This is a genomic window from Mycobacterium sp. E735, from assembly GCF_001666955.1.
GTDB lineage: Bacteria > Actinomycetota > Actinomycetes > Mycobacteriales > Mycobacteriaceae > Mycobacterium.
Genome location: NZ_LZIX01000164.1, coordinates 1 through 26,941 on the forward strand (window position 1 = coordinate 1; position 26,941 = coordinate 26,941).

A 26,941-nucleotide genomic window follows, 5' to 3' on the forward strand; every position below is an offset into this window, starting at 1 on the left:
CCGCCGACCGGCGTGTTCGCTGAAGGATTAAACGCGAACTTCACACCGCCGTTTGATTTTGGTGCCCCCGAGTCGGGTGGCCCCCGACGCGTCGGAATCTGCTCGGTGCGCTGGTGTCAGGCATGATGATTCCGATGCGCGTTCCGACCCTGTTGCTGTGCTTGGTGGTCGCCGTGGCGACGTCGGTGACGTCGTGCAAGCGGCCGCCGAACGATCGTGCGTCGGTCCCCCCGGCGCCGACCGTGCGCAGCAGCGCGCCGGCGCAGCGGCTGAGCCAGCCCCAGCAGAAGGCGGTAGCGGGGCCGGTGGACCCGGACAAGCGCGTCGGCGCCATCTTCATCGACGGGGGGCCGCTGCACGTGTGCACGGGCTCGGTGGTGCATTCGACGGGCGGCAACCTGATGATGACCGCGGCGCACTGCCTGGCCGGGGCCTCCAAGATCACCTTCGTGCCGGGCTTCGCCGGCGACGCGCCACCCGGCCCGGCCGATGTGTGGAAGGCCGACGCCGTCTACCTGGACCCCCGCTGGAGCGCGAGCAAGGATCCGAACGCGGACTATGCGATCGCGCGGCTGAGCAACGACGCCGGGGGTTCGGTGGAGGCCCGCGCCGGGCTGGCGCTGACGCTGGGCACCACGCCGCCGCCCGGCAGCCACGTCACCGTGATGGGCTACCCGGCCGGCGTGGGTGGCGCGCCCATCGGGTGTCAGGCCAGCACGTCGGTGACCGAGGGCGGCTTCCCCTCGTTCCCGTGCGAGGGGTTGGTGGACGGCACCAGCGGCGCACCCTGGGTCAGCGGCACCATCCTCACCGGGGTGATCGGTGGTTTCGAGCGTGGTGGCTGCGCCGCGAACGTCTCGTATTCGGCGCCGTTCGACGCGCGAACCGCGCAGTTGCTGGCCCGCGCGGACGCCGGCGGCCCCGGCGACCCGATTCCCGGAGAACTCGACGACAGCTGTTAGTGGCGAAACTGGTTGAGCGCGCGCACTTTGTTCATCACGTCGAGCGCGGCCACCTTGTAGGCCTCGGAGAACGTGGGGTAGTTGAACACGGCGTCCACCAGGTATTCGACGGTGCCGCCGCAGCCCATCACGGCCTGCCCGATGTGCACCATCTCGGTGGCGCTGGTGCCGAAGATGTGCACGCCCAGGAGCTTGAGATCGTCGGTGGACACCAGCAGCTTGAGCATCCCGTAGGAGTCACCGGCGATCTGGCCGCGGGCCAGTTCCCGGTACCGGGCCACCCCGACCTCGTAGGGGATCGCGTTCTTGGTCAGTTCGACCTCGGTGGCCCCCACGTAGGAAACCTCGGGAATGGAGTAGATGCCGATCGGCTGCAGTTCGGTGATGCCGTCGGTCGGCTCCCCGAAGGCGTGATACGCGGCCAGCCGGCCCTGTTCCATCGAGGTCGCGGCCAGCGCGGGGAAGCCGATGACGTCGCCGACGGCGTAGATGTGCGGGACCTTGGTCTGAAAGAAGTCGTCGACGAAGATCCGGCCGCGGTTGTCGGCCTCGAGCTCGGCGTTGTGGAGGTCGAGGTGGTCGGTCTGGCCTTGGCGCCCGGCGGAATACATCACCGTCTCCGCGGGGATCTGCTTGCCGCTGGCCAGGGTCGTGACGGTGCCCGCCGAGCCGACGTCGACCGCGGTCACCTCCTCGCCGAACCGGAATGTCACCGCCAGGTCGCGCAGGTGGAATTTCAGCGCCTCCACGACCTCGGGGTCGCAGAAGTCCAGCATGTCGCTGCGCTTCTCCACCACGGTGACCTTGGTGCCCAGCGCGGCGAACATCGAGGCGTATTCGATGCCGATCACCCCGGCGCCGACCACCACCATCGAGGTGGGCAGCGATTTGAGGTCGAGGATGCCGTCGGAGTCGAGCACCCGCTCCTCGTCGAACTCGACACCGGACGGCCGCGCCGGCCGGGTGCCGGTGGCGATGACGATGTATTTGCCGCTTACGGTTAACTTTTCGCGACGGGACGGGTCTTCGACCTCGATGGTGTGCGGGTCGACGAACCGGCCGTGGCCCAGCAACAGGTCGATGCGGTTGCGCATCAGCTGATTGCGTACCACGTCGACCTCCTTGCCGATCACGTGCTGGGTGCGGGCCAGCAGGTCGGCCGGGGTGATCTTCTCCTTGACGCGGTAGCTCGCGCCGTACAGTTCGCGCTGGCTCATCCCGGTGAGGTAAAGGACGGCCTCGCGCAACGTCTTTGACGGGATGGTGCCGGTCTGGACGCACACGCCGCCGAGCATCTGGCCACGTTCGACGACCGCGACCGACTTGCCGAGCTTGGCCGACGCGATGGCGGCCTTCTGGCCGCCGGGCCCCGAACCGATGACCACCATGTCGTACTCTTGCGCCGAACTCATGGGGTAACAGTAGATCAGCAGCACTCACAGTGCTGGGTTCATTCACAGGCGCGGGATTCCGCACGTCCCCGCGAGCACCGGCTGACGGCACGGGCCGCCAGCGTGGTGCCCATGACGACGCATCGACCTGACTTCAAACTCAACCGACCCGGCGCGCTCATCGCCGCGCTGCCGGCGGTTCTCGGGTTCGTTCCCGAAAATTCATTGGTATTGGTGTCTTTGGACGGCGGCGACCTGGGGGCGGTGATGCGGGTCGACCTCTCAGACGAGCTCACCCGTCGGGTCGGGCACCTGGCCGAGGTCGCCGCCGCGGCCCGTCCCGACGCCGCGATCGCGGTGATCGTCAACGAGCAGGGGGCGCACTGCCCGTGCTGCAACGAGCAGTACCGGCAGCTGTGCGACGCACTAGCAAACTCGTTGTCTGAGAACGGTATCGAGCTGTGGGCTGCCCATGTGGTCGACCGTGTCGCGCTCGGCGGGCGCTGGCACTGCGTGGACGGGTGCGGTTCGAGCGGCGTGGTCGACGATCCATCCGCATCACCGCTGGCGGCCGCGGCGGTGCTCGACGGCAGGCGGCTCTACGCGCGCCGCGCCGACCTGCAGGCCGTCATCGCGGTGGAGGACGCGGCGCGCAGCTCCGCGTTGACCGGCGTGATCGACCGGTACGCGACGCGGCGCCTGGCGGCCCAGCGCGCGGATCCGGCCCGACGCGCCCGGGCCGACGTCAAACACGCCATGGTGTCCGCGGCCCGGGCCGCGGCCGGCCAGGCGCTGTCCTCGACCCAGCTGGCCAAGCTGAGCTGCGCGCTGAGCGACGCGCAGGTGCGCGACATCCTCTACGCCCTGGCGGTCGGCGAGAACGCCGGCGAGGCCGAAACGTTGTGGGCGCTGCTGGCGCGCACCCTGCCGCCGCCCTGGCGGGTCGAGGCGCTGGTACTGCTCGCGTTCAGCGCTTACGCCCGTGGCGACGGGCCGCTGGCCGGGGTGTCGCTGGAGGCCGCGCTGCGCTGCGAGCCCGAGCATCGGATGGCGGGCATGCTGGACACCGCGTTGCAGTCGGGGCTGCGGCCGGAGGACATCCGGGAATTGGCGCTCACCGGCTACCGGCTGGCCAAGCAGCTGGGTGTGCGGTTACCGCCGCGACGGCCGTTCGGCCGCCGGGCGGGCTAGCCAGACCACCATGCCGGGCGGTCAGACCTTCTCGACCTTGACGGCGTGCGCCATCTCGTGCGGCAGGGTGACGTTCTCGTGGCCCGGGATGACGATGGTCACCCCGGCGGGTCCGGTCTCGACGGTCACCCGGGCGTTGGGGACGACGCCGGCGTCCTTCAGGCGGGTGATCAGGTCGATGTCGCCCTGCACGTGCTCGGTCAGCTGGCGGACCACCACGGCCACCGGGGAACCGGGCGGCAGCTCGGTCAATCGGACCAGGTTGGCGTCGTCGGCGCCCGACTCGGGGCCAACACCGAGGTCCAGGAGCCCCGGGATCGGGTTGCCGAACGGGGAGGTGGTCGGGTGGTTGAGCACCTTCACCAGCCGCCGTTCGACATCCTCGCTCATCACGTGTTCCCACCGGCATGCCTCGGCGTGCACTTCCTCCCAGGGCACACCGATGACGTCGACCAGCAACCGCTCGGCGAGGCGGTGCTTGCGCATGACGGCGATGGCCAACGCCCGGCCCTTGTCGGTGAGCTCGAGGTGCCGGTCGCCGGCGACGTGAAGGAGCCCATCGCGCTCCATGCGGGAAACGGTTTGGCTGACGGTCGGCCCACTCTGGTCGAGGCGCTCGGCGATCCGGGCGCGAAGCGGTGTCACGCCCTCTTCTTCGAGGTCGTAGATGGTCCGCAAGTACATCTCGGTGGTGTCAACCAGGTCGTTCATTCAGCACCTTCCATCGACGCCGAGTCTACTTGGCCAGCTGCGTGAATGGGTGTAACCCTTCCCCGACAAGCAGTATGCCCGCCGCGTCCGCGGCGGGCATACCGTCGTGCTACTAGTTCGGGGGCCTTAGCTTGCGTACGACCGTAGCCGGTCGGCGCGCTCGCCGTGGCGGAGTTTGGACATTACGTCCCGCTCGATCTGGCGGACCCGCTCGCGCGACAGGCCGAACAGCTTCCCGATCTGGTCCAGGGTGCGCGGCTGGCCGTCGTCCAGGCCGAAGCGCAGCCGGATCACCTGGTGCTCGCGCTCGTCGAGAGTGGCGAGCACGCTGCGGATGTCGGTGTGCAACAGCTCGGCGATCACCGCGTTCTCGGCGGACATCGCCTCGGCGTCCTCGATGAAGTCGCCCAGCGGTGCCTCCTCTTCGGAGCCGACCGGCATGTCCAGGCTTACCGGGTCGCGGCTGTGCTCGAGCAGGTCGTTGATCTTCTCGACCGGGATGCCGGACTCGGCGGCCAGTTCCTCGTCGGTGGCCTCGCGGCCCAGGTTCTGGTGCATCTCCCGCTTGATCCGCGCCAGCTTGTTGACCTGCTCGACCAGGTGCACGGGCAGGCGGATGGTGCGGCTCTGGTCGGCCATGCCGCGGGTGATGGCCTGGCGAATCCACCACGTGGCGTAGGTGGAGAACTTGAATCCCTTTGTGTAGTCGAACTTTTCCATCGCGCGGATCAGGCCCAGGTTGCCCTCCTGGATCAGGTCCAGCAGCGGCATGCCGCGACCCGTGTAGCGCTTCGCCAGCGACACCACCAGCCGCAGGTTCGCTTCCAGCAGGTGCCGGCGTGCGGCCTGGCCATCACGCACCACGGCCTCGAGGTCGCGTCGGCGGTTCTCCCCGAGGCGCTTACGGGTTTCCAGCAGGTGCTCCGCGTAGAGCCCAGCCTCGATGCGCTTGGCCAGTTCAACTTCGCCCGCCGCGTTCAGCAGCGCCGTCTTACCGATGCCATTGAGATAAACGCGCACGAGGTCGGCTGCGGGGCTCTGGGCGTCCAGATCGCCGTCAAATCTGCTCGTGCTGGCGTTCGCCATAGCGACCTCCCATTCGGCTTTGTGCTGTCATCGAGTACAACGACAGATCAGCCCTGAGAGTTCCCAGCGGTTTGTCATCTCACACGTCTTGACGTGCACAAATGTGCCGCCGACCTGAGAATGTCCTGAGAAGTCGGGGCAACCGCCTTCTCAGTGCGAGTGGCCGATGTCGCCGCCCGGTCCGGGGGGCCAGCCCGGTTGCGGGTGGCGGCGCGACTCGAGCGCCAGGCGCTCGGCCGTCGGGAACAGCGGGGTGCGCCGCCGGGCGTCGTCGAACCGTCGCGGCTCGTCGGCGCTGCGCGGTGGCCGGTCGTTGGCGATCAGTACGGCCATCCACGGCAGCGGAATCGACACCGCCACGATCGCCAGCGAAATCAGACCGTTGTGCCAGGCGCCGTACGCGACGGCGGCCAGGATGAGCGCCGGTATCCGGAACCCCATCAGCGTCAGGTACTTACGCACCCGGGCTCGGTGCTGTTCTTCGTAGGAGGGTGCGGCGGCGGTGATGAGGATCGGCCTGCCATCATCGTCGAACCCCAACTCGGAGCCGCGCGTCATACTTCCACTGTCCCACACGACGGCGATTCCGGCAGAAGCGAGTTACGGGGCACAATGTCGGGTATGCAGACCCAGACGATCGAGCGCACCGAGACCGACGAACGCGTCGACGACGGGACCGGCAGCGATACGCCGAAATACTTCCACTACGTCAAGAAGGACAAGATCGCCGAGAGCGCGGTCATGGGTAACCACGTGGTGGCGTTGTGCGGGGAAGTGTTCCCCGTCACCAAGGCGGCCAAGCCCGGCTCGCCGGTTTGCCCGGATTGCAAGCAGATCTACGACCGGATGAAGAAGGACTAGATCGGCCGCGGCCGAGCACCCGTCACAGCGCCGCGTTGTCGGCGGCCGCCGGCTCCGGCGGGGGAGCCGCCGGTGCCTTCAGTGGTGTGATGCGCGATTGCAACCACTTGCGCAGCCGGTGCGCGTGCGTCTTCGGCGCCGGGAATTCCTCTTGGATCGCGGCGTTGAGCTCGGCGCCCAGCATCACGGCGAAACCGCCGAAGAACGCGAACAGCAGGAACGCGATCGGGGTGGCCAGCGCGCCGTAGGTGTAGCCCGTGCTGGTGATCCACCGCAGGTAGACCCGCAGGCCCAGCGTGGCGATGAGGAAGACCGCCGTGGCGAGCACGGCGCCGAAGATCAGCCGGTGCGTCGGCAGGGGCTCGGGCAGCGCGACCCGGTACAGGATGACCACGCCGATCAGCAGGCCGAGGATCAGCGCCGGGTAGTAGCCGTAGCGCAGGACGTTTTCCAGGCTGTCCGGGATGTGCTCGCTGACCTTGCGGGGGCCCACCACCAGCACCGGCGCCGCGCACACCACGAACACCAGCATCACCACATACAGGAACAGGGCGAAGAGCCGCTGTCGCACCGGATGCCGCAGTGGCGTCTGGTCGTGCGCCTCCACGACCGCGTCGACGTAGGCCGAGATGGCCGACGATCCCGCCCACATCGAGATCAGGAAACCGACCGACACCACCTCACCCCGGGCGTTGGCGGTGACGTCACGGATGGTCGGCTCGATGATCTCGTTGACGACGCTGGGCGAGAAGAAGCTCCGGATCGCCGAGATGATGCTCTTCTCGATCGCGGTCAGCGTGTCCGGCCCGAACAGCGGCGCCACGTAGGCGAGGCTGCCCAGCATTCCCAGCAGCAGCGGCGGTAGCGACAGCGCCGACCAGAAACCCGCCTGGGCCGACTCGGAAAAGATGGAGTCATCCCAGCTTTTCGAGAGGGTCCTCAGAGTGAGTCGCCAGATGTGATGGCGGGACGGTTTTGCGACTTGATCGCTCATACCCGTCCAGCATTACCGAAGACCGCCCCACTCGCCCACATTGGCGAAGGGTGAGTTCGGCGGAACTAGCTTCCGCTGACCTCCAGGACGGCGGACAGTTCGGTCAGCTTCGCCTCGTGCTCGTTGGCGTGATGCTGGCAGAAGAGAAGCTCAGCTCCTGAAGGCAGCGTGGCACGGACTCGAGCAGCGGCACCGCAGCGGTCGCAGCGGTCCGCCCGGGTGAGCTCGGGACTGGTCAGAGTTGCATTCATGGCTTCTCCGTTCTTGCTTTGATTCACTCTCTCAGACGTATGGGGTTTTTGCGTTGTTCCCCGATCGTTATCGGGTGTGTCGTTTCTCACGACCTGTAAACGTTTCGTTTCGAGGAACTCTCTACAGTGATCATCCGTGGCTTTCGCTCCTGACCTGCTGGTACATCTGTGCGGACGGGACGAGTGGTCCCGCGCCCGCGCGGCCGGTGAGATTCGCCCCGACACGTCCGGCGGCGGCCGGTTCATCCATCTCTCGGCGCCCGGCCAGGTCCATCTGCCGGCCAACCGGCTCTACCGCGGCCGCGATGATTTGGTGTTGCTGCACGTCGACCCGGCGCTGCTGGACTCCGAAGTTCGCTGGGAGCCAGGCGTGGCAACGGATCCGGAGTCGATGCTGTTCCCGCACCTCTACGGTCGGCTGCCCACGGCCGCTGTGATTCGGGTCACCGATTACCGGCCGGGCCCCGACGGCACCTTCCCGCCGGTCGGGGATTCCGCGTAGGCGTCGGCTTCGATCTCCACCAGCATTTCGGGCGCGATCAACGCCGACACCTGCACCATGGTGGCCGCCGGGCGAATGTCACCGAACACTTCGGCGTGCACCGCGGCGACCTCGCCCCAGCGGGACATGTCGGTGACGTACACGCGGGTGCGAACCACGTCGGTGAGCGCCGCGCCAACTTGGGCGAGCGCAATCTCGATGCGGCGCAACGCTTCTCGAGTCTGGGTCGCGATGTCGCCGGCTGGGCCGGAGCCGGTGGTCCCGGCCACCCACACGTGCGGGCCGACCCGTACGGCACGCGAATAGCCGACGGCCGCCTCGAAGTCGGAGCCGGAGGAGACCAGTGTGCGGTTCATGCCGCCACCGTACGACGGCCGGCGCGGCGGGGCGACGCATTTTCCGGTCGAAGACGAGTGGCCTTGCGCGCCAATAAATTCGGCGAGTCGCTCAGTCCAGGTAGTCGCGCAGGACCTGCGAACGGCTGGGGTGGCGCAGCTTTGACATCGTCTTGGACTCGATCTGACGGATGCGCTCGCGGGTGACGCCGTAAACCTGGCCGATCTCGTCGAGGGTGCGCGGCTGGCCGTCGGTGAGCCCGAAGCGCAGCCGTACCACGCCGGCCTCGCGCTCGGACAGGGTCTCGAGCACCGACTGCAGCTGGTCCTGCAGCAGCGTGAACGACACCGCGTCGACGGCCACCACGGCCTCGCTGTCCTCGATGAAGTCACCGAGCTGGCTGTCGCCCTCGTCGCCGATGGTCTGGTCCAGCGAAATCGGCTCGCGGGCGTATTGCTGGATCTCCAGCACCTTTTCGGGCGTGATGTCCATTTCCTTGGCCAGCTCTTCGGGTGTGGGCTCGCGGCCCAGATCCTGCAGCAGCTCGCGCTGGATACGGCCCAGCTTGTTGATCACCTCGACCATGTGCACCGGGATGCGGATGGTGCGGGCCTGGTCGGCCATGGCGCGCGTTATGGCCTGGCGGATCCACCACGTGGCGTAGGTGGAGAACTTGTAACCCTTGGTGTAGTCGAATTTCTCGACCGCGCGGATCAGGCCCAGGTTGCCTTCCTGGATGAGGTCCAAAAACGCCATGCCGCGGCCGGTGTAGCGCTTGGCCAGTGACACCACGAGGCGCAGGTTGGCTTCCAGCAGATGGTTTTTCGCGCGATCGCCGTCGCGGCAGATCCACATCATGTCGCGGCGCTGCGCGGCGGGCAGCTTGTCGCCGCGCTCGGCCATCTCGGCCATCAGCTGCGTGGCGTACAGGCCGGCCTCGATCCGCTTGGCCAGCTCGACCTCTTCCTCGGCGTTGAGCAGCGCCACCTTGCCGATCTGCTTGAGGTAGGCGCGAACCGAGTCCGCGGAGGCGGTGAGTTCGGCGTCCTTGCGAGCCTGGCGCAGCGCCTCGGACTCGTCTTCGTCCCAGACGAAATCACCGGAGGCCTTGTCCTTTTCGGACGGCTCGGCGATCTCCTCGTCCTCTTCGGCGGCGGCCTCGCCGGCCGCGGCGACCGGGGCGGCGGCCTCTTCCTCGCTGTCGTCGGAGTCGGCGGGCTCGACGTCGGCGTCCTCGCCGTCGGCCGCAACGTCGTCTTCCAGGTCGTCCAGGCTCAGGTCGGCGGCGTCGATCTCGAGGTCTTCACCGGGTTCCGCGTCGAGCTCCGCGTCGTCGAGATCTTCGGCGGCCTCCAGGTCGACGTCGGCGTCCGCCGGGGCGCCCTTGGCCGCTTTCGTCCCGCGGGCCGACGGGGCCTTCGCCGCGCGGGTCTTCTTGGTGTCGGCACCGGCCTCGGTCTCGGGCTTGGCGGGCCGCGCCGGGGCCGCCTTGGCGGCGCGCTTAGCGGGGGCGGCGCCGTGAGCGGCCTTGGCCGCCGGTCGCTTAGCGGGGGAGGGTTTCGTGGCGGTCCGTTTCACCGGCGCGTCGGTTGCCGGGCTTGCCTTGGTCGCTGCCACTTACACCCCTTCGTTTGGGCTCACCTTCGGTGGGTATTGGGCATGGTTAACCGAAAGTGTCTGCTATGTCGATGTCGGCGTTGGATCAGCGTGGGTACTTGCACGCTATCGTTCGGGCGGTCGCCGATGACCATTGTAACGACAGTCAGCGGTCGAACGGCTCCGCCGGGCAAAAATCAGTGCGTCACGTCGGAGGTCGACGCCATCGCCGCGCCCACTATTCCGGCGGTGTTGAGCAGGGCCGCAGCCACCACCGGGGTGCGGTTTTCGAGCAGCGGTAGCCACTTGTCGGCCTTGCGGCTGATGCCGCCGCCGGCGATGAACAGGTCGGGCCACACCGCGTTCTCGATGGCGACCAGCACGCGGGTGACCTGCTTGGCCCACTTCTCGAAGGTCCAGTCGTTCTTCTCTTTGACCGACGACGCCGCCCGCTGCTCGGCCTCCTTGCCGCCCACCTCGAGGTGCCCGAACTCGGTGTTCGGGATCAACGTGCCGTTGTGGATGACCGCGGAGCCGATCCCGGTGCCGAACGTCAGCAACACCACCAGGCCGGACTGGTTTCTGCCCGCGCCGTAGTGTTCCTCGGCCAGCCCGGCGGCGTCGGCGTCGTTGAGCACCGTGACGTCCTGGCCGCCCAGCTCGGCGCTGATGATGTCGCGCGCGTTGGTGCCGATCCAGGATTTGTCGACGTTGGCCGCCGTCTGGACGACACCGTGGGTGACGACCCCGGGATAGGTCACCCCGAGCGGGCCGGTCCAGCCGAACGCGTTGACCACCTCGCCGATGGTCTTGGCGACCGCCGACGGTGTCGCCGGCTGCGGGGTCAACAGCTTGACCCGATCGCCGATCAACTCGCCGGTGTCCATGTCGACGATGCCGCCCTTGATGCCGCTGCCGCCGACGTCGATGCCGAATCCCCGACGCTGTGGGGTGCCGACGGCGGTCCCGGTGCCGGGCGAATCCGTGGTCGAGTCGGTGCTGGTCATCGAAGCTCCTGGGCGTGACTTTGGCTGTCCGCCCACCTTAGCCCGGTGCCGATGTGGCGACGGGGTATCTGCGGGGCCGCGCCGCCTGTGATGCGATAGACCGGTGACCCGCCCTCAGGACGAGCCCGCCCGGTTGCGCGCGGTGGCCGAGTCGTTGGCCACGGAAGCCGCCGCGTTCGTACGGCGCCGGCGCGCCGAGGTGTTCGGGGCGACCGCGGCGGGCTCGCCATCTCCAGGCGACGGCGCCGTGCGGTCGAAGAGCACCCCCACCGATCCAGTGACCGTCGTCGACACGGAAACGGAGCGCCTGCTGCGGGATCGGCTGGCCGAATTGCGGCCGGGCGACCCGATTCTCGGCGAGGAGGGGGGCGGCCCGGCCGACCCGGCGGGCACGCCCGCGGGCGCGGTCACCTGGGTGCTCGATCCCATCGACGGCACGGTGAACTTCGTCTACGGCATCCCGGCGTACGCGGTGTCGGTGGGCGTGCAGGTCGACGGGGTGTCGGTGGCGGGCGCGGTCGCCGACGTCGTCGGCGGCCGGGTTTACTCGGCGGCGGTGGGCCAGGGCGCACACGTCATCGACGAGGACGGCCCCCGGCCGTTGCGGTGCGCCGCGGTCGACGACTTGTCGATGGCGTTGCTGGGCACCGGTTTCGGTTATTCACGGCAGCGCCGGACGACGCAGGCGGCGTTGTTGGCGCGGCTGCTGCCGGTGGTCCGCGACGTCCGTCGCATCGGCTCGGCGGCGCTCGATCTGTGCATGGTCGCGGCGGGCCGGCTGGACGCGTTCTACGAGCACGGCCTGCAGCCGTGGGATTGCGCCGCGGGCGCGCTGATCGCGGCCGAGGCGGGGGCGCGAGTTAGCTTGCCGCCGCCCGACATTGAGGGCGCCGGGCTGGTGCTGGCCGCCGCGCCGGGAATCGCCGACGCGCTGCTGGCCGCGCTGAACGAGGTCGACGGCCTGGACCCGATTCTCGACTGACGGTTCGTCAGCAGCTGCTGGAGTGAATCTTGGTGAGCAGCGCGGGGTCTGACGGCTCGGTGGCGCCGGGGCGCAGCGCGGCGAGGGCGGCGTCGATGTCGTCGTTGTGGGCCAGCGCGGTGAAGTCCGTTCCCAGCGACAGGTCGACGGAGTCGTCGGCGCGGTTGTCGTTGAACAACTCCATGCAGGGCGCCACCAGCCACACCGTCGCCGCGGTGGCTTGCCCTGCGGTGCCGAACCGGATCTGGCCCTGGCAGGTGAGCCGGGTGCCCGCGTAGAGCGGATCGTTGGCGGCGGCCGGCTGGGCGAAGCCGAGGTCTTTCAGCGCGCCGGCGACGTCGCCGGCCTGTCCGCCACGGCCGCTGGCGTTGAGGACGCGGACCTTGGCGTCGTTGAGCTTGGCCGGCGTGACGTCCATCATCGCGCTCCGCGACACCTGCTCGCCGAGCTGAGCCGCCGTCGAATTGGCCCCCTTCGGTGGTGGGTTGCACACCGCGACCTCGTGCACCCTGGCCGGCCGGGTCAGCGCAATCGTCCACACCACGGCCGTCGCCGCCACCAGGAGGACCACCACAACGATGGCGGGCCGGGGATTGCGTCGCCGGAAGGGCCGGCCGTGCTTGTCGAAGGCAGTACCCTCGGTGATTTGTGCGACCACAGGTGCACTCTAGTCGCACCCTAAACGCACTGTTCAAAGGCGAACGCAAGGGCCAATATGGGTGTGTGACGCAAATCACACACAACCGGGCCGCGATCCGGGCACGAATCATTTGGTGGATGCGTTCGACGCTGGTACAAAGCGATGCTTGAGCAACGAGGGCATGTGAGGGGATAGGGCAATGCCTACCGACTATGACGCTCCACGGCGCACCGAGACCGACGATGTCTCGGAGGACTCGCTGGAGGAGCTCAAAGCACGACGCAACGAGGCGGCTTCGGCCGTGGTTGACGTCGACGAATCCGAAACCGCTGAATCTTTTGAACTGCCTGGCGCCGACCTGTCGGGGGAAGAACTGTCGGTGCGCGTCATTCCGAAGCAGGCTGACGAGTTCACCTGCTCCAGCTGCTTCCTGGTGCAACACCGCAGCCGACTGGCCAGCGAAAAGAACGGCCTCATGATCTGTACCGACTGCGCAGCCTGACAGGTCAGCTGCGCAATGCCGACAGCACCCGCTCGGGGTGGCGGCAACTCACCAGCCAGTACGGCGTCGGGTCGTCCGGGTCGTCGAGGACGACCAGAATCATCGGTCCGATCCATGCCCGGTGCAGGACGAACGCCGCCGGGTCGAGTTGGCGTCCCAGCGCCGCGGACTTGGCCGACGCGGCGACCGAAGCGGACCGGGCGATCACGGTGACCGGCAGGTGCGCCTCACCGGCCCACAGCTCGACCCCGCCGGGGGCGTTCGGATCGGCGGTGACCCGAATCTCCACGCGGCCCAGCCACAACAGCGTCCCGGCGGCCACCGCGAACAGCGTCGCGTACGGCAGCCAGGAAGGACGGGGGGCGACACCCATGTTGACTTCGAACGCGATCAGCCCCGCCAGCCCGAAGGCCAACGGCCACCACCACCATGGCACCCACAGTCGTTCGCGATATCGCACACTGTGCGGCGCGACGCGCGTCCCGGACACGCAGTCAAGGGTAATCTGTGGCCCCGTGTCGACCAGTCTGGCCATCATCCGCCTCGATCCCGAGCTTCCACTGCCCACGCGCGCACATGAGGGCGACGCCGGAGTGGATCTCTACAGCGCGGAGGACCTCAAGCTGGAACCCGGGCGACGCGCCCTGGTGCGCACCGGCGTCGCGGTCGCGATTCCGTTCGGGATGGTCGGGTTGGTCCACCCGCGTTCGGGACTGGCGTCGCGCGTGGGACTTTCGATCGTCAACAGCCCCGGCACCATCGACGCGGGTTATCGCGGCGAGATCAAGGTCGCGCTGATCAACCTCGACCCGGCCGAGCCGATCGTGGTGCATCGGGGTGACCGCATCGCCCAGCTGCTGGTGCAGCGGGTCGAGTTGGTCGAGCTGGTCGAGGTGTCGTCGTTCGACGAGGCCGGGCTGGCCGAAACCTCCCGTGGCGACGGTGGCCACGGTTCCTCCGGCGGACATGCGAGTTTGTGATGGCACTTAAGAGACGTAGCGACGACAGCGACGAGCCGGTGGACGCGGAAGCTGCCGCCGACCCGATCGACGACGAGTACGGCGAGGAACTCGAGGGCCCCTTCGACATCGACGATTTCGACGACCCCTCGGTCGCGGAATTGGCGCGCCTGGACCTGGGCTCGGTGCTCATTCCCATGCCGGAGGCGGGCCAGCTGCAGGTGGAGCTGACCGAGACCGGCGTTCCGAGCGCGGTGTGGGTCGTCACGCCCAACGGCCGCTTCACCATCGCGGCCTACGCGGCGCCGAAGACGGGCGGCCTGTGGCGCGAGGTGGCCGGCGAGCTCGCCGATTCGCTGCGCAAGGACTCGGCCAAAGTCAGCATCAAGGATGGCCCCTGGGGCCGCGAGGTGGTCGGCTCGGCTTCCGGGGCGGTGCGCTTCATCGGGGTCGACGGGTACCGGTGGATGATCCGCTGCGTCATCAACGGCCCGCACGAGACCATGGAGGCGCTCGAGCAGGAGGCGCGAGCGGCGTTGGCGGACACCGTCGTTCGCCGCGGTGACACGCCCCTTCCGGTGCGCACGCCGTTGACCGTGCAGCTGCCCGAGCCCATGGCGCAGCAGCTGCGGGAGGCCGCGGCCGCCCAGCAAGCCGAGGCGCAACAGGCCCAACAAGGCGAGGCGGAGTCGGGGTCTAACGAGCCCGCCGCGCGCCGCAGCGTCGAGGGCTCGGCCATGCAGCAGCTGCGCACCACCACCGGCGGCTGACCCGAACCCGTCAGCCCACGTCGGCGAGGGCGGCCAGGCACGCCGCGCCCAGCGCGGCGGGGTCCACGCCGATCTGGTCGAGCGTCACCGTTCGCAGCGCCGCGCGCGGCGCGGCATCGACCCACTCCACGCCGACGCCCAGCGGATGAATGGGATCGTCGACCGCGGCCGCCACGGCCAGGGGCACGGTCAGGCGGGCCAGCGCGGCGCGGGTCGGCGCCACATAGGCGGCCGCCTCGTCCATCGCGTCGGGCAATTGTGGCCACTGGGCCCGCCACGACCGGGCCAATTCGTCGGCCAGCCAGGGCGGGCTGGATGCCCTCATCAGACCGGTCGTCACCGCCAGCCCATCAGCGCGCAGCTGCGACGCCGTATACCGCGCCGCGAGCGCCGCGGGCGCGGCTTCCGGTGCGCCGGCCCACGCCGGCAGGGCGGCCAGGACGGCGACCACGTCGTCCGGGTGGGCCAGTGCCCAGGCGGCGGCCACCGCGGCGCCGATCGACACGCCGCCGACGGCGATCGGGCCGGTGCGCGCGGCGGCATCCAGGGCCGACACGTAGCCGTCGATCAATTGATCCGGCCGGGGCGGCGGGGCCACCAGCACCGCGCCGACGTCGCCCAGCGGGCCCGAAAACGCACGGTGAACGTAGTCGTCGTCGGACCCGGTGCCGGGCAACAACACCGTCGTGACACCCCGCAGATCGACAGCCACCCCCCGATAGTGCCTGGCGTCCAGTTGCGCTCCAACATCGGTGTTTGAGTCGGTTGGCGCGTGGGAACCAACAGGTCTACGGTGTCCGTTGGCATAAGTGAAGCGCCGAGGCTTAACAGCATTGTCAGGAGTGGCCATGGGGGCCCAAGGATATCTGCGCCGGCTCACCCGTCGTTTGACGGAGGCGCCGGAGCAACGCGACTCCGAGGAGTTGTCCGACGAGGTCGCGAGCACTGGCGCGCAACGGGTTATCGATTGCGAGCGTGGCCAAGAGGTCACGATGGTCGGCACGCTGCGCAGCGTGGAATGTAACGGCAAGGCCTGTGCGGGCGGGGTCCGCGCCGAGCTGTTCGACGGCAGCGACACCGTCACTTTGGTCTGGTTGGGGCAGCGCCGGATCCCCGGCATCGACTCGGGCCGCAAGCTGCGGGTGCGGGGCCGGCTGGGCAAGCTGGAGAACGGCACCAAGGCCATCTACAACCCGCACTACGAAATTCAGCGGTGACCCGACCCGACGATCGGGGGCCGAGTTCGGGACCCGACGAGTCGGGCGGGGCTGAGCGCGCGACCGTCAACCGCATCACCGCCGAACGCCTGCTGCGGCAGGCCGGCGGGGTCAGCGGGGTCATCTATTCGTCGCTGCCCGTTGTGATCTTCGTCATTGCGTCGAGCGTGTCGGGCTTGTTCGCGGCGATCGCCTCCGCGCTGACCGCGGCCGCCCTGGTCTTGGTGTGGCGCCTGATCCGGCGGGATTCCCCGCAGCCGGCCGTGTCCGGGTTCTTCGGCGTCGCGATCTGCGCGCTGGTCGCCTACATCGTCGGGGAGTCCAAGGGCTACTTCCTGCTGGGCATCTGGATGTCGTTGGTGTGGGCGGTGGTCGTCGCGGCGTCGGTCGTCATCCGGCGGCCGCTGGTCGGCTACGTGTGGACCTGGGCCACCGGGCGGGGTCACGGCTGGCGCGACGTCCCACGGGCCGTCCACGCGCTCGACGCGGCCTCGATCTGTTGGGTGTTGGTCTTCGCCGCCCGGTTCGTGGTCCAGGGCCTGCTCTACAACGCCGATCAGACGGGTTGGCTGGCCGTCGCTCGCATTGCGATGGGTTGGCCGCTGACCGTGGCGGCTGCGCTGGCGACGTACCTGGCGATCAAGTCCGCGCAGCGCGCCATGCTCGCGGCCGGCGACGCCCGCGCCCCGATCGACGCCGATCCCGTCAGCGACTAGCGGTGATCGCGAGCGCGGCGGAGCCGGGCGCTGCGGGTCACCGCCATCGGTCCGCGGTGATCGCGAGCGCGGCGGAGCCGGGCGCTGCGGGTCACCGGTCCTAGTCGTCGAGCCCCGGGCCGTCGGGCAGCAGGAGCTTGCGCAGATCCTCTTCGGCCTCGGCGACCGCGACGAAGAGCAGCTCGTCGCCGCCTTCGAGCGGCTCGTCGGCCTCCGGCACGATTACCCGCGGGCCGCGCAGGATCGTCACCAGCGAAGCGTCGCGCGGCAGCTGCAGCCGGCGCACCGGCTTGCCGCCCCAGGGGGTGTCGTCGGGCAGCGTGATCTCGACCAGGTTGGCCTGCCCGCGGCGGAATTCCATGAGCCGCACCAGATCACCGACCGCGACGGCCTCTTCGATCAGTGAGGCCAGCATGCGCGGCGTGGACACCGCCACGTCGACGCCCCAGGCGTCGGTGAACAGCCACTCGTTGCGGGGGTCGTTGACCCGGGCCACCACCCGGGGCACCGCGAATTCGGTCTTGGCCAGCAGGCTGAGCACGACGTTGGCCTTGTCGTCGCCGGTTGCGGCGACCACCACGTCGAATTCGTGCAGGTGCACCGATTCCAGCAGGCTCAGTTCGCAGGCGTCGCCGAGCCGCCAGTGCGCGGCGGGGATGGCGTCGACGTCGACGTGATCGGGGTTGCGCTCGATCAGCGTCACGTCGTGGCCGTTGCCGATGAGTTCGCGACTGACGGAGCGGCCGACCGCGCCGGCCCCGGCGACAGCTACCTTCATGTTCGCCGCTCCTTAACCGAGGTCTTCGCTGGGTGGCAGGGCCGCGATGGCCACGGCCTCGGCCACCCGGCCCGAGATCGCGGCGACGTAGACCTGATCGCCGGCCTGCAGAGCCGTCTTGGGCTCGGGCAGGACGCCGGCTCCGAACCGGATCAGGAAGGCCACCCGGGCGCCGGTCGCCTGCTCGAGATCGGTGACCCGGTGGCCGATCCACTCCTCGTGCAGGACTACCTCGGCGACGGCCACCGTGCCGGTCGGGTCCCGCCATTTGGCTGTCTCGGTGTCCCGCAGCAGCGCGTTGAGCAGGCGGTCGGTGGTCCAGGGCACGGTGGCGATGGTGGGGATGCCGAGGCGCTCGTAGACCTCGGCCCGCTTGGCGTCGTAGATGCGGGCGACGACGCGCTTCACGCCGAAGGTCTCCCGGGCCAACCGCGCCGAGATGATGTTCGAGTTGTCGCCGGAGGAGACCGCGGCGAACGCGTCGGCCTCCTCGATGCCGGCCCGCAGCAACACGTCGCGGTCGAACCCCTGGCCGAGCACCCGTTCCCCGCCGTATTCCGGGCTGAGCCGGTTGAAGGCCGTGCTGTCGCGGTCGATGACCGCGACGTCGTGGCCGATCCGCGACAGCCCGTCGGCCACCGAGGAACCGACGCGGCCACAGCCCATCACCACTACTCGCAATTTCCGATCCTCTCGGCTGCGTCCTGCGGCCCCCATCGGCAACCCACGTCGGCCAGCCGATTTCGGGTCGGCAAACATTCTCACCTACGAAGCTACCGCCACACCCCGGTGGGCTTAGTCTTGGCTCTCGTGTCCAAACTTTCCACCGCAGCGCGTCGATTGCTAATCGGTCGGCCGCAACGCAGCGACCGGCTGAGTCACACCCTGCTGCCCAAGCGGATCGCCTTGCCGGTGTTCGCCTCCGACGCGTTGTCCTCGGTGGCGTACGCACCCGAGGAAGTCTTCCTGATGCTGTCGGTCGCCGGCCTGTCCGCCTACGCGTTGACGCCCTGGATCGGTCTCGCCGTGGCCGCGGTGATGCTGGTGGTCGTGGCCAGCTACCGGCAGAACGTGCACGCCTACCCCTCGGGCGGCGGTGACTACGAGGTGGTCACCACCAACCTCGGTGACACCGCCGGACTGGTGGTCGCCAGCGCGCTGATGGTGGATTACGTTCTGACCGTGGCCGTTTCGACGGCGTCGGCGATGGCCAACATCGGCTCGGCGATCCCGATCGTGGCCGAGAACAAGGTCTGGTTCTGCGTGGCCTCGATCCTGCTGGTGATGGCGTTGAACCTGCGCGGAATCCGCGAGTCGGGCGTGGCGTTCGCCATTCCGACCTACGCGTTCATCGTCGGCGTCTTCATCATGATCGGCTGGGGCCTGTTCCGGATCTTCGTGCTGGGCAACCCGCTGCGCGCGGAGTCGGCCGGCTTTCAGATGCACGCCGAGCACGGTCAGGTCGTCGGCTTCGCGCTGGCATTCCTGGTGGCGCGCTCGTTCTCCTCGGGCTGCGCGGCGCTGACCGGGGTGGAGGCGATCAGCAACGGGGTTCCGGCATTCGAGAAGCCCAAGTCGCGCAACGCGGCGACGACGCTGCTGATGCTGGGCGGGATCGCGGTGGCCCTGCTGATGGGCATCATCGTGCTGGCCCAGCAGATCGGGGTGCAGCTGGTCGAGGATCCCGCCCGGCAATTGACCGGCGCGCCGCCCGGCTACTACCAGAAGACGCTGGTCACCCAGCTGGCGGAAACGGTCTTCGGCAGCTTCCACATCGGCTTCCTGCTGATCGCAACGGTCACCGCGCTCATCCTGGTGCTGGCGGCCAACACGGCGTTCAACGGCTTCCCGGTGCTGGGTTCGGTCCTGGCGCAGCACAGTTATCTGCCGCGCCAGCTGCACACGCGGGGCGACCGGTTGGCGTTCTCCAACGGCATCCTGTTCCTGTCCGGGGCGGCGCTGCTGGCGATCATCGCGTTCCGCGCCGAGGTCACCGCACTGATCCAGCTGTACATCGTCGGCGTGTTCATTTCCTTCACGCTGAGCCAGATCGGCATGGTGCGGCACTGGACCCGGTTGCTGCGCACCGAAACCGACCCCCGCGCGCGCCGCAAGATGATGCGCTCCCGCGTCGTCAACACGGTCGGATTGCTCTCCACCGGCGCCGTTCTGTTGGTCGTCCTGGTCACGAAGTTTGTCGCCGGCGCGTGGATCGCGCTCTTCGCGATGGGTTTGCTGTTCTTGATCATGAAGATGATCCACCGGCACTACGGCACCGTCACCAGGGAGCTGGAGGAGCAGGCCGCCGCCCAGCACGACGTGGTGCTGCCGAGCCGCAACCACGCCCTGGTGCTGGTGTCGAAGCTGCATCTGCCGACGCTGCGCGCGCTGGCCTACGCGCGCGCGACCCGTCCCGATGTTCTCGAGGCGCTCACCGTCAGCGTCGACGACGGCGAAACCCGCGAGCTGGTGCACCAGTGGGAGGAAAGCGACATCAGCGTGCCGCTGAAGGTGATCGCGTCGCCGTATCGCGAAATCACCCGTCCCATACTGGATTACGTCAAGCGGGTCAGTAAGGAATCAGCGCGCACCGTCGTCACCGTGTTCATCCCCGAGTACGTGGTGGGGCATTGGTGGGAGCAGGTGCTGCACAACCAAAGCGCGCTGCGGCTCAAGGGCCGGCTGCTGTTCATGCCCAACGTGATGGTGACTTCGGTTCCGTGGCAACTGAATTCGTCTGAGCGGCTGCAGACGCTGCAGCCGCATGTGGCCCCGGGGGACACCCGTCGGGGAATCTTCGATTGATGCGCGAATCGCCTCGCAGACCCAGCGCGGTGCTGCCCGCGGGTGAGGAACTCACGCTGGTGACCGGCGCCCCGGCCAACGGCGGCAGCTGTGTGGCGCACCACGAAGGGCGAGTGGTGTTCGTCCGCTACGCGCTGCCGGGCGAGCGAGTGCGGGTCCGGGTGACCGCCGACCGCGGATCCTATTGGCACGCAGAGACCCTCGAGGTGCTGGAACCGGCCGACGGCCGCGTCGAGTCGCTGTGCCCCATCGCCGGGGTGGACGGGGCCGGGTGTTGCGACCTGGCGTTCGCCGCGCCGGAGGCGGCGCTGGTCCTCAAGGCCCAGGTGGTGGCCAACCAGCTGGAGCGGCTGGGCGGGCACCACTGGGCCGGCGAGGCCGAACCGCTGTCGGATTCCGGGCCGACGGGGTGGCGCACGCGGGTCCGGCTCGATGTCGGCGCGGACCGTCGGCCCGGGTTTCACCGGTATCACAGCGACGATCTGGTGACCGACCTGCGCTGCGCGCAATTACCGTCCGGCATGCTCGACGGGCTCGCCCAATCGGACTGGCCCCCGACGGCCCAATTGCACGTAGTCGTCGACGACGACGGCGCGCGCCACGTGGTGCGCACGCTGCGGCAGGGCAAACGGACAGCGACCAAGGTCGTGGAGGGCGGCTACGAGGCGATCCAGCGGGTGGACGGGCGCAGCTGGCAGATCCCGGTGACGGCATTCTGGCAGGCGCACCGCTGCGCGGCGGCGGTGTACAGCCGGCTGGTCGCCGACTGGGCGCAGCCCGGGCCGGGCGCGACCGCCTGGGATCTGTACGGCGGCGCGGGCGTTTTCGCCGCGGCGCTGGGAGCGGCGGTGGGCGAGTCCGGGCGGGTGCTGAGCGTGGACACCTCCCGCGCGGCGACGCGGTCCGCCCGCGCCGCGCTGGACGACCTGCCGCAGGTGCAGGTCGTCACCGACTCCGTGCGCCGGGCGCTCGGCGCGCAACGCTCGAGCGCCGATGTGGCGGTGCTGGACCCGCCCCGGGCGGGTGCGGGGCGCGAAATCATCGAGCTGCTGGCGGCGGCCGGGGTTCCGCGGGTGGTGCACATCGGTTGCGAGGCGGCGTCTTTCGCGCGCGACATCGGCCTCTATCTCGGCCAGGGCTATGCCGTCGAGAAAATCAAGGTCTTCGACGCGTTCCCGCTCACGCATCACACCGAGTGCGTAGCACTGTTGACCCGCTAGCGATTAGAGGAAGGGCGCCGCAGCCGATAGACTCCGTCACGGTGTGCCGGGAAGTCTGGTCGGCGATGTCCTCGATGTCCCCGTCGACCAACCGAAAGGCTTAGGTGCCTACCATCGAAGAGCGGGCCGCGCCCGCCGACGCATCAAGCGGTATCGGACGGCGGCCATCGTGACCGAGACTCTTCGTTACGCGCTGATCATTTTGTTCTGCAGCGCAGTCGGTTTGGTCGCCGTCCTGGCGAACCGCCTCACCGAGCGGGTCAAGATCCCGGTGCCCCTGCTCGTGCTGGTCGGGGCCGCCGTGGTTGTACACGCGGTGCCGGCGGTGCAGTCGCCGTCCGAGCCGACCGTCGAGCGGGTGATCACGATCGCGCTGGTGTTGGTGTTGTTCGACGGCGGCATGCACATCGGGCCATCGCGGTTCCGCGCGGCCGCCATCCCGATCCTGTCGGTGGGCGTGTTGGGGACCGCCCTGACCGCCGCCGGGGCGGCCCTGGTGGTGCACTACGCGTTCGGAATCGCCTGGTTCCCGGCGGTACTCGTCGCCACGGCCGTGGCCCCCACTGATCCCGCCGTCGTCTTCTCGGTCCTGGGCAAACGCGAGATCCGGGGCCGCAGCAGCACCATCTTGGAGGGCGAGTCCGGCGCCAACGACCCGGTCGGCATCTCCCTGATGTCCAGCCTGATCGCCGCGGGCGGCCTGAGCGCGGCCGGATTCGCCGGTGTGGGAACGCAATTCGTTCTCCAGATGGCGGTCGGGCTGGCCGTCGGGGTGATCGGCGGCCGGGCCCTGCTCGTCTTCATGCGAAGGGTCGCCCTGCCGAGCGAAGGCCTCTACCCGCTGCGCACGCTGGCGTCGTGCCTGATGCTGTACGGCATCGCGACGCTCGCGCACGGCTCGGGGTTCCTGGCCGTATTCGTCGCCGGCATCGTGATCGGCGACGCTCGTGCGCCGTACAAGCCGGAGATCAAGCGGTTCCACGCCGCCCTGGCGGGGCTGGCCGAAATCGTCGCGTTCGCCTTTCTCGGCCTGACGGTGGACATCAACGTCCTGGCCCACCCGGACGTGTGGATTCCCGGGGTCGCACTCGGTGTCGCGCTGACATTGTTGATCCGGCCGCTGGCGGTGGGCTCGTGCCTGGTTCCGGTCCGGCTGCGACGCAACGAACGCATCTTCGTCCTCTACGCCGGGCTCAAGGGGGCGGTGCCGATCCTGTTGGGCGAGTTCCTTCGGGCCGCCCACGTCCCCGGCGCCGAACGCCTCTACGGCATCGTGGTCATCGTCGTCATCTTCTCCGTGCTGGTGCAGGGCAGCTCCGTGCCCGGTGTGGCCCGGCTGCTGCGGCTACCGATGCGGACCGTGGAGACCCAGCCGTGGCAGATCGGGGTCCGGCTCGCGGACGAACCGCAGGGCGTCCATCGCTTCAGCGTCGCCCGCGGGTCGACCGCCGAGGGGTGCACCGTCGAGGGCCTCAGTGACCGGGTCGGCGACATCTGGGTGAGCATTGTGGTCCGCACCACCGGCCTGGTGCCCGTGCGGGGCGACACCGAGCTTCGGGCCGGTGACGAGGTCGTTGTCCTGGCAGATCCCGAACTTCGCGACAGCCTGGCCGAGCTTTTCGGCCGCTCGTAGGCCTTGCGGCTCCGCTGCTTCCCTGTCGTTCCCGCGGACGCTGCGTAGACTATCGGGATGCTGGAACAGATCCGCGGGCCCGCTGATCTGCAACACCTGTCCCAACCGCAGCTGCGCGAACTGGCCGCCGAGATTCGCCAGTTCCTGATTCACAAGGTCGCTGCCACCGGGGGACACCTGGGGCCCAACCTCGGCGTCGTCGAGCTGACGCTGGCGCTGCATCGGGTGTTCGACTCGCCGCACGACCCGATCGTATTCGACACCGGCCATCAGGCGTACGTCCACAAGATGCTGACCGGTCGCGCCCAGGACTTCGAGAGCCTGCGCAAGAAGGGCGGCCTGTCGGGCTATCCGTCGCGCGCCGAGAGCGAACACGACTGGGTCGAGTCCAGCCACGCCAGCGCCGCCCTGTCGTACGCGGACGGCCTGGCCAAGGCGTTCGAGCTGACCGGCCACCGCAACCGGCACGTGGTCGCGGTGGTCGGCGACGGCGCGCTCACCGGCGGCATGTGCTGGGAGGCGCTGAACAACATCGCGGCCTCGCGCCGGCCGGTGATCATCGTGGTCAACGACAACGGCCGCAGCTACGCGCCGACGATCGGCGGTGTCGCCGACCACCTGGCCACCCTGCGGCTGCAGCCGGCCTACGAGCAGGCGCTGGAGAAGGGCCGCGACGCGGTGCGCTCGATGCCGTTCTTCGGCGAGCTCGCCTACCGGTTAATGCACAGCGTCAAGGCCGGCATCAAGGACTCGCTGTCCCCGCAGCTGCTGTTCACCGACCTCGGGCTGAAATACGTCGGCCCTGTCGACGGCCACGACGAACGCGCGGTCGAGATGGCGCTGCGGCACGCCCGCGGCTTCGGCCGGCCGGTGATCGTGCACGTCGTCACCCGTAAGGGCATGGGCTTCGGCCCGGCCGAGGACGACGAGGCCGAGCAGATGCACTCCTGCGGCGTGATCGACCCGGTCACCGGGCAGGCCACCAAGGTCGCCGGGCCCGGCTGGACCGCCACCTTCTCCGACGCGCTCATCGGTTACGCCAAGAAGCGCCGCGACATCGTGGCCATTACCGCGGCGATGCCGGGCCCGACCGGGCTCAGCGCCTTCGGCCAACAGTTCCCGGATCGTCTCTTCGACGTCGGCATCGCCGAGCAGCACGCGCTGACGTCGGCCGCGGGCCTGGCGATGGGCGGCATGCACCCCGTGGTGGCCATCTACTCGACGTTCCTCAACCGCGCCTTCGACCAGATCATGATGGACGTGGCGTTGCACAAGCTGCCCGTCACCATGGTGCTGGACCGCGCCGGCATCACCGGCTCGGACGGTGCCAGCCACAACGGCATGTGGGACATGTCGATGCTTGGCATCGTCCCGGGCATGCGGGTGGCCGCGCCCCGGGACGCCACCCGGCTGCGCGAGGAGCTCGGCGAGGCCCTCGACGTCAACGACGGCCCGACCGCCCTGCGGTTCCCCAAAGGCGATGTGGGCGAAGACATTCCGGCGCTCGAGCGGCGCTCGGGCGTGGACGTGCTGGCGGTGCCGGCCGCCGGATTGAACCACGATGTGCTGCTGGTGGGCGTCGGCGCGTTCGTCCCGATGGCGTTGGAGGTGGCCAAGCGGCTGCACAACCAGGGGATCGGCGTGACGGTGATCGACCCGCGCTGGGTGCTACCGGTGTCCGACGGGGTGCTCGAACTCGCCGCGCAACACAAACTGGTCGTCACGTGCGAGGACAACGGGGTCAGCGGCGGCGTCGGGTCGGCGGTGTCCGCCGCGTTGCGCAACGCCGAGATCGACGTTCCGTGCCGCGACGTCGGCCTGCCGCAGCGGTTCTACGAGCACGCCTCGCGGGGTGAGCTGCTGGCCGACCTCGGGTTGACCGATCAGGACGTGGCCCGCCGCGTCACCGGCTGGGTGGCCGCCTTGGGCAGTTCCGTCACCGAAGCGGAGATCCGCGAACACCTCGACTAGTCAGCGGAGCGGGTCGCCACCCACCATCGTCGCGAGTGCATTCGGGGCGTTGAGTGTGCGCTCACGGCGGGATCTCGCCGATTTCTCCGCCCAGCGCTCACCAGCAATGCCCACGATTCACCCTCGATGCGTGAACGCCCCGAGCTAATCGCCGGCCTCGGCCGGGGGCTGCAGCGCCTGCGCCAGCGGGGGATCCACCAATTCCCGCTGCCACCGCCGGGCCTGCCCGGCGCGCAGGAACGTCTCGACGGCGTCGAGGGGATCGGGCGCCGGCTCCCAGTCCCAGCACAACCGGCGCACCAAATCGGGCGAGACGAGGTTTTCGGTGGGGACGTGGACCTGCTCCGACACCCGCGACAGGGCCGCCCGCGCCGCCTCCAGCCGTGCGGCCGCCTCGGGTTTGCGCCGGCTCCAGCGTGCCGGCGGAGGCGGGCCGTTGGGCGGTTCGGCGTCGACGGGCGGATTCTTGGTTTGCCGGGCCGCCTCCAGCGCCCCCAGCCAGGTGGCGGCGCTGCGGCGTTGATTGCGTCCCCCGAACACCGGCAACGCGGTGAGGTCCTCGATCGTCTTCGGGTCGGCGAGGGCGGCCTCGATGATGGCCGAGTCGGGCAGGATGCGCCGCGGGGCGATGTCGCGGCGCTGGGCGATGCGGTCGCGCGTCAGCCACAGCTCGCGAACCGCGGCCAGCCCCCGCTGGTCGCGCACCCGGTGGATGCCCGACGTGCGGCGCCACCGGTCGGGTCGCGCCGCGGCGCTGGGGTCCCTGGACCCCACCGCCCGTAGGTAGTCGAATTCCTCTGCGGCCCAACCGGTTTTACCCTGCTGGTCCAGGACGTCGGCGATCGCGGCGCGCAGCTCGATGAGCAGCTCGACGTCCAGCGCCGCGTAGTTCAGCCATTCCTCGGGTAGCGGGCGCTTGGACCAGTCGGCCGCGCCGTGGCCCTTGGCCAGTCCGGACCCCAGCAGTCGCTCGACCATCGTCGCCAGGTTCACCCGCTCGAAACCGGCCAGCCGCCCGGCGAGCTCGGTGTCATACAGAGCCGGCGGCCGCAGGCCGACCTCCGCGAGGCAGGGCAGGTCCTGGTCGGCGGAATGCAGGATCCATTCGTCTTCGCTCAGCACCTCGGCGACGGGCCGCAGCGCCTCCACCGGGTCGGCCCCGTGGCTGACCGGGTCGATGAGCACCGTGCCGGCGCCGGCCCGGCGGATCTGAATCAGGTAGGCCCGGTTGGAGTACCGGAACCCCGACGCCCGCTCGGCGTCCACGGCGAACGGTCCGCGCCCACGCTCCAGGAGCTTCGCGGCCTCCTGGATCTGCCGGGCGGTCACCGAGAGGTCGGGAATTCCTTCGGCAGGGTGCAGCAGCGGCGTGGGCTGGGGTTCGGGATTGTCGGGCTCGCTGTTGTCGGGCGCAGTGCTGCCGGGCCCGGGGGCATCCGGTTCGCACATGTCAGGCGCGTGACCGGGAGCTCAGATCGGTGACGCCGGTCGGCGGGAGGCCCGCCGCGTGTTCCAGTACCTCACAGAAGGCTTCGACGTGGACGCCGACTTGCGGCGTGGTCGCCGTCCACGACGCCCGCAGCTCCAGTTGGTGGGCGCGCGGGGGCCCGGAGATGTCCCCGTAGCGCACTGACGTGGTGGCGGTGACGGTGCCGCCCAGGGCGGTGACCTGCTCCATCCGGGACTCGAGCGCGTCCACCAGCCAGCTCCAGGCGACCTCGGGCAGCAGGGGGTCGACGGCCTCGCTGGGGTCCAGGTCGGCCTGGATGTAGGCGACCAGCCGGATGGTGCCGTCCCACGCGTCGGCGCCTTCCGGGTCGTACAGCAGGATGAGTCGGCCGAAGGCGTCGCCGTCGGACC

The 26,941-nt window shown here is 69.3% G+C and carries 30 protein-coding genes; 14 read left to right on the plus strand and 16 right to left on the minus strand.

Translation table 11 applies throughout. The features are described from left to right. The first annotated feature begins 122 nt into the window (after positions 1-122). Complete coding sequence (locus A5704_RS12815; RefSeq protein WP_067749844.1) at positions 123-962, plus strand: serine protease; 840 nt, start codon at positions 123-125, stop codon at positions 960-962. Here the strand turns inward: A5704_RS12815 and sthA are convergent. Next, positions 959-2,374, minus strand: a complete 1,416-nt coding sequence (gene sthA / locus A5704_RS12820) for a Si-specific NAD(P)(+) transhydrogenase (protein WP_067749858.1) — start codon at positions 2,372-2,374, stop codon at positions 959-961. The genes A5704_RS12815 and sthA overlap by 4 nt on opposite strands. 111 nt (positions 2,375-2,485) lie before the next feature. Here sthA and A5704_RS12825 point away from each other — a divergent pair, with 111 nt between their 5' ends. After that, a complete protein-coding gene (locus tag A5704_RS12825; RefSeq protein WP_067749845.1) occupies positions 2,486-3,544 on the plus strand; it encodes a DUF4192 domain-containing protein in 1,059 nt (352 codons plus the stop codon). 21 nt (positions 3,545-3,565) lie between these two features. On the opposite strand, the gene ideR is transcribed toward A5704_RS12825, so the two are convergent. The 3 genes from ideR to A5704_RS12840 form a co-directional block, all read right to left on the minus strand. Further along, on the minus strand, positions 3,566-4,255 hold the full coding sequence (gene ideR, locus A5704_RS12830; protein ID WP_067268966.1) for an iron-dependent transcriptional regulator IdeR: 690 nt from the start codon (positions 4,253-4,255) through the stop codon (positions 3,566-3,568). Positions 4,256-4,381: 126 nt separating this feature from the next. Next, positions 4,382-5,341 (minus strand): sigma-70 family RNA polymerase sigma factor SigB, encoded by a 960-nt coding sequence (gene sigB, locus A5704_RS12835; protein WP_040623889.1) that lies wholly within the window; start codon positions 5,339-5,341, stop codon positions 4,382-4,384. Positions 5,342-5,491: 150 nt separating this feature from the next. Further along, positions 5,492-5,917 carry a DUF3099 domain-containing protein gene (locus A5704_RS12840; protein ID WP_369807392.1) on the minus strand — a complete coding sequence of 142 codons (426 nt, stop codon included), beginning with the start codon at positions 5,915-5,917 and terminating at the stop codon, positions 5,492-5,494. Positions 5,918-5,962: 45 nt separating this feature from the next. Here A5704_RS12840 and A5704_RS12845 point away from each other — a divergent pair, with 45 nt between their 5' ends. After that, a complete protein-coding gene (locus A5704_RS12845) occupies positions 5,963-6,202 on the plus strand; it encodes a DUF3039 domain-containing protein (RefSeq protein ID WP_044485021.1) in 240 nt (79 codons plus the stop codon). A gap of 22 nt (positions 6,203-6,224) precedes the next feature. Here A5704_RS12845 and A5704_RS12850 read toward each other — a convergent pair whose 3' ends face one another. Both A5704_RS12850 and A5704_RS27650 read right to left on the minus strand, forming a co-directional pair. After that, positions 6,225-7,196 carry a YihY/virulence factor BrkB family protein gene (locus A5704_RS12850; protein WP_067749847.1) on the minus strand — a complete coding sequence of 324 codons (972 nt, stop codon included), beginning with the start codon at positions 7,194-7,196 and terminating at the stop codon, positions 6,225-6,227. Between the two features lie 65 nt (positions 7,197-7,261). Beyond that, on the minus strand, positions 7,262-7,447 hold the full coding sequence (locus A5704_RS27650) for a hypothetical protein (RefSeq protein WP_007171575.1): 186 nt from the start codon (positions 7,445-7,447) through the stop codon (positions 7,262-7,264). A 136-nt stretch (positions 7,448-7,583) separates the two neighbouring features. Between A5704_RS27650 and A5704_RS12855 the strand changes: the two genes are divergently transcribed. Further along, a complete protein-coding gene (locus tag A5704_RS12855; protein WP_067749848.1) occupies positions 7,584-7,949 on the plus strand; it encodes a DUF952 domain-containing protein in 366 nt (121 codons plus the stop codon). Here the strand turns inward: A5704_RS12855 and A5704_RS12860 are convergent. From A5704_RS12860 to ppgK, 3 genes are all read right to left on the minus strand, one after another. Beyond that, positions 7,898-8,305, minus strand: a complete 408-nt coding sequence (locus A5704_RS12860) for a RidA family protein (RefSeq protein WP_067749849.1) — start codon at positions 8,303-8,305, stop codon at positions 7,898-7,900. The two genes, A5704_RS12855 and A5704_RS12860, sit on opposite strands and share 52 nt — an antisense overlap. A 91-nt stretch (positions 8,306-8,396) precedes the next feature. Continuing rightward, positions 8,397-9,902, minus strand: a complete 1,506-nt coding sequence (locus A5704_RS12865; RefSeq protein WP_082954851.1) for an RNA polymerase sigma factor — start codon at positions 9,900-9,902, stop codon at positions 8,397-8,399. 176 nt (positions 9,903-10,078) lie between these two features. After that, on the minus strand, positions 10,079-10,888 hold the full coding sequence (ppgK, locus tag A5704_RS12870) for a polyphosphate--glucose phosphotransferase (RefSeq protein ID WP_067780647.1): 810 nt from the start codon (positions 10,886-10,888) through the stop codon (positions 10,079-10,081). A gap of 103 nt (positions 10,889-10,991) precedes the next feature. Between ppgK and A5704_RS12875 the strand changes: the two genes are divergently transcribed. Next, positions 10,992-11,870 carry an inositol monophosphatase family protein gene (locus A5704_RS12875; protein ID WP_067780644.1) on the plus strand — a complete coding sequence of 293 codons (879 nt, stop codon included), beginning with the start codon at positions 10,992-10,994 and terminating at the stop codon, positions 11,868-11,870. 7 nt (positions 11,871-11,877) lie between these two features. On the opposite strand, the gene cei is transcribed toward A5704_RS12875, so the two are convergent. Continuing rightward, positions 11,878-12,528: an envelope integrity protein Cei gene (cei, locus tag A5704_RS12880; RefSeq protein ID WP_067749854.1), complete on the minus strand. Its 651-nt coding sequence runs from the start codon at positions 12,526-12,528 to the stop codon at positions 11,878-11,880. Between the two features lie 181 nt (positions 12,529-12,709). Here cei and A5704_RS12885 point away from each other — a divergent pair, with 181 nt between their 5' ends. After that, complete coding sequence (locus A5704_RS12885; protein WP_007171590.1) at positions 12,710-13,012, plus strand: DUF4193 domain-containing protein; 303 nt, start codon at positions 12,710-12,712, stop codon at positions 13,010-13,012. Between the two features lie 4 nt (positions 13,013-13,016). On the opposite strand, the gene A5704_RS12890 is transcribed toward A5704_RS12885, so the two are convergent. Next, positions 13,017-13,502: a DUF3093 domain-containing protein gene (locus A5704_RS12890; protein WP_067889287.1), complete on the minus strand. Its 486-nt coding sequence runs from the start codon at positions 13,500-13,502 to the stop codon at positions 13,017-13,019. A gap of 25 nt (positions 13,503-13,527) precedes the next feature. Between A5704_RS12890 and dut the strand changes: the two genes are divergently transcribed. After that, positions 13,528-13,992, plus strand: a complete 465-nt coding sequence (dut, locus tag A5704_RS12895; RefSeq protein ID WP_067780641.1) for a dUTP diphosphatase — start codon at positions 13,528-13,530, stop codon at positions 13,990-13,992. Next, on the plus strand, positions 13,992-14,741 hold the full coding sequence (locus A5704_RS12900; RefSeq protein ID WP_067889290.1) for a DUF3710 domain-containing protein: 750 nt from the start codon (positions 13,992-13,994) through the stop codon (positions 14,739-14,741). Before dut ends, A5704_RS12900 begins: the two co-directional genes overlap by 1 nt. 10 nt (positions 14,742-14,751) lie before the next feature. Here the strand turns inward: A5704_RS12900 and A5704_RS12905 are convergent, their stop codons facing one another. Further along, the gene (locus A5704_RS12905; protein ID WP_067780638.1) at positions 14,752-15,453 is read right to left on the minus strand and encodes a serine aminopeptidase domain-containing protein; all 702 of its coding nucleotides are present in this window, start codon (positions 15,451-15,453) and stop codon (positions 14,752-14,754) included. 136 nt (positions 15,454-15,589) lie between these two features. Here A5704_RS12905 and A5704_RS12910 point away from each other — a divergent pair, with 136 nt between their 5' ends. Next, on the plus strand, positions 15,590-15,958 hold the full coding sequence (locus A5704_RS12910; RefSeq protein ID WP_067268953.1) for an OB-fold nucleic acid binding domain-containing protein: 369 nt from the start codon (positions 15,590-15,592) through the stop codon (positions 15,956-15,958). Between the two features lie 74 nt (positions 15,959-16,032). Then, positions 16,033-16,674 carry a DUF3159 domain-containing protein gene (locus A5704_RS12915; RefSeq protein WP_231969081.1) on the plus strand — a complete coding sequence of 214 codons (642 nt, stop codon included), beginning with the start codon at positions 16,033-16,035 and terminating at the stop codon, positions 16,672-16,674. Positions 16,675-16,774: 100 nt separating this feature from the next. Here the strand turns inward: A5704_RS12915 and A5704_RS12920 are convergent, their stop codons facing one another. Together A5704_RS12920 and A5704_RS12925 are read right to left on the minus strand one after the other, a co-directional pair. Continuing rightward, positions 16,775-17,452 carry a TrkA family potassium uptake protein gene (locus tag A5704_RS12920; protein ID WP_067268952.1) on the minus strand — a complete coding sequence of 226 codons (678 nt, stop codon included), beginning with the start codon at positions 17,450-17,452 and terminating at the stop codon, positions 16,775-16,777. Between the two features lie 12 nt (positions 17,453-17,464). Further along, complete coding sequence (locus A5704_RS12925) at positions 17,465-18,133, minus strand: TrkA family potassium uptake protein (protein WP_156669900.1); 669 nt, start codon at positions 18,131-18,133, stop codon at positions 17,465-17,467. A 129-nt stretch (positions 18,134-18,262) separates the two neighbouring features. On the opposite strand from A5704_RS12925, the gene A5704_RS12930 reads away from it, so the two are divergent. From A5704_RS12930 to dxs, 4 genes are all read left to right on the plus strand, one after another. Further along, on the plus strand, positions 18,263-20,257 hold the full coding sequence (locus tag A5704_RS12930; protein WP_067748638.1) for an APC family permease: 1,995 nt from the start codon (positions 18,263-18,265) through the stop codon (positions 20,255-20,257). Then, positions 20,257-21,477 carry a class I SAM-dependent RNA methyltransferase gene (locus tag A5704_RS12935; protein WP_369807380.1) on the plus strand — a complete coding sequence of 407 codons (1,221 nt, stop codon included), beginning with the start codon at positions 20,257-20,259 and terminating at the stop codon, positions 21,475-21,477. The genes A5704_RS12930 and A5704_RS12935 overlap by 1 nt, the downstream gene beginning before the upstream one ends. Before the next feature lie 169 nt (positions 21,478-21,646). Beyond that, positions 21,647-23,110 (plus strand): cation:proton antiporter, encoded by a 1,464-nt coding sequence (locus A5704_RS12940; RefSeq protein ID WP_067748640.1) that lies wholly within the window; start codon positions 21,647-21,649, stop codon positions 23,108-23,110. A gap of 57 nt (positions 23,111-23,167) precedes the next feature. Next, a complete protein-coding gene (dxs, locus tag A5704_RS12945) occupies positions 23,168-25,081 on the plus strand; it encodes a 1-deoxy-D-xylulose-5-phosphate synthase (RefSeq protein WP_067748642.1) in 1,914 nt (637 codons plus the stop codon). Between the two features lie 144 nt (positions 25,082-25,225). On the opposite strand, the gene A5704_RS12950 is transcribed toward dxs, so the two are convergent. Both A5704_RS12950 and A5704_RS12955 read right to left on the minus strand, forming a co-directional pair. Further along, positions 25,226-26,530, minus strand: a complete 1,305-nt coding sequence (locus A5704_RS12950) for a ribonuclease D (RefSeq protein ID WP_067748645.1) — start codon at positions 26,528-26,530, stop codon at positions 25,226-25,228. Position 26,531: 1 nt separating this feature from the next. Next, on the minus strand, positions 26,532-26,941 hold a 410-nt coding region (locus A5704_RS12955), incomplete at its 5' end, for a DUF3000 domain-containing protein (RefSeq protein WP_082950498.1).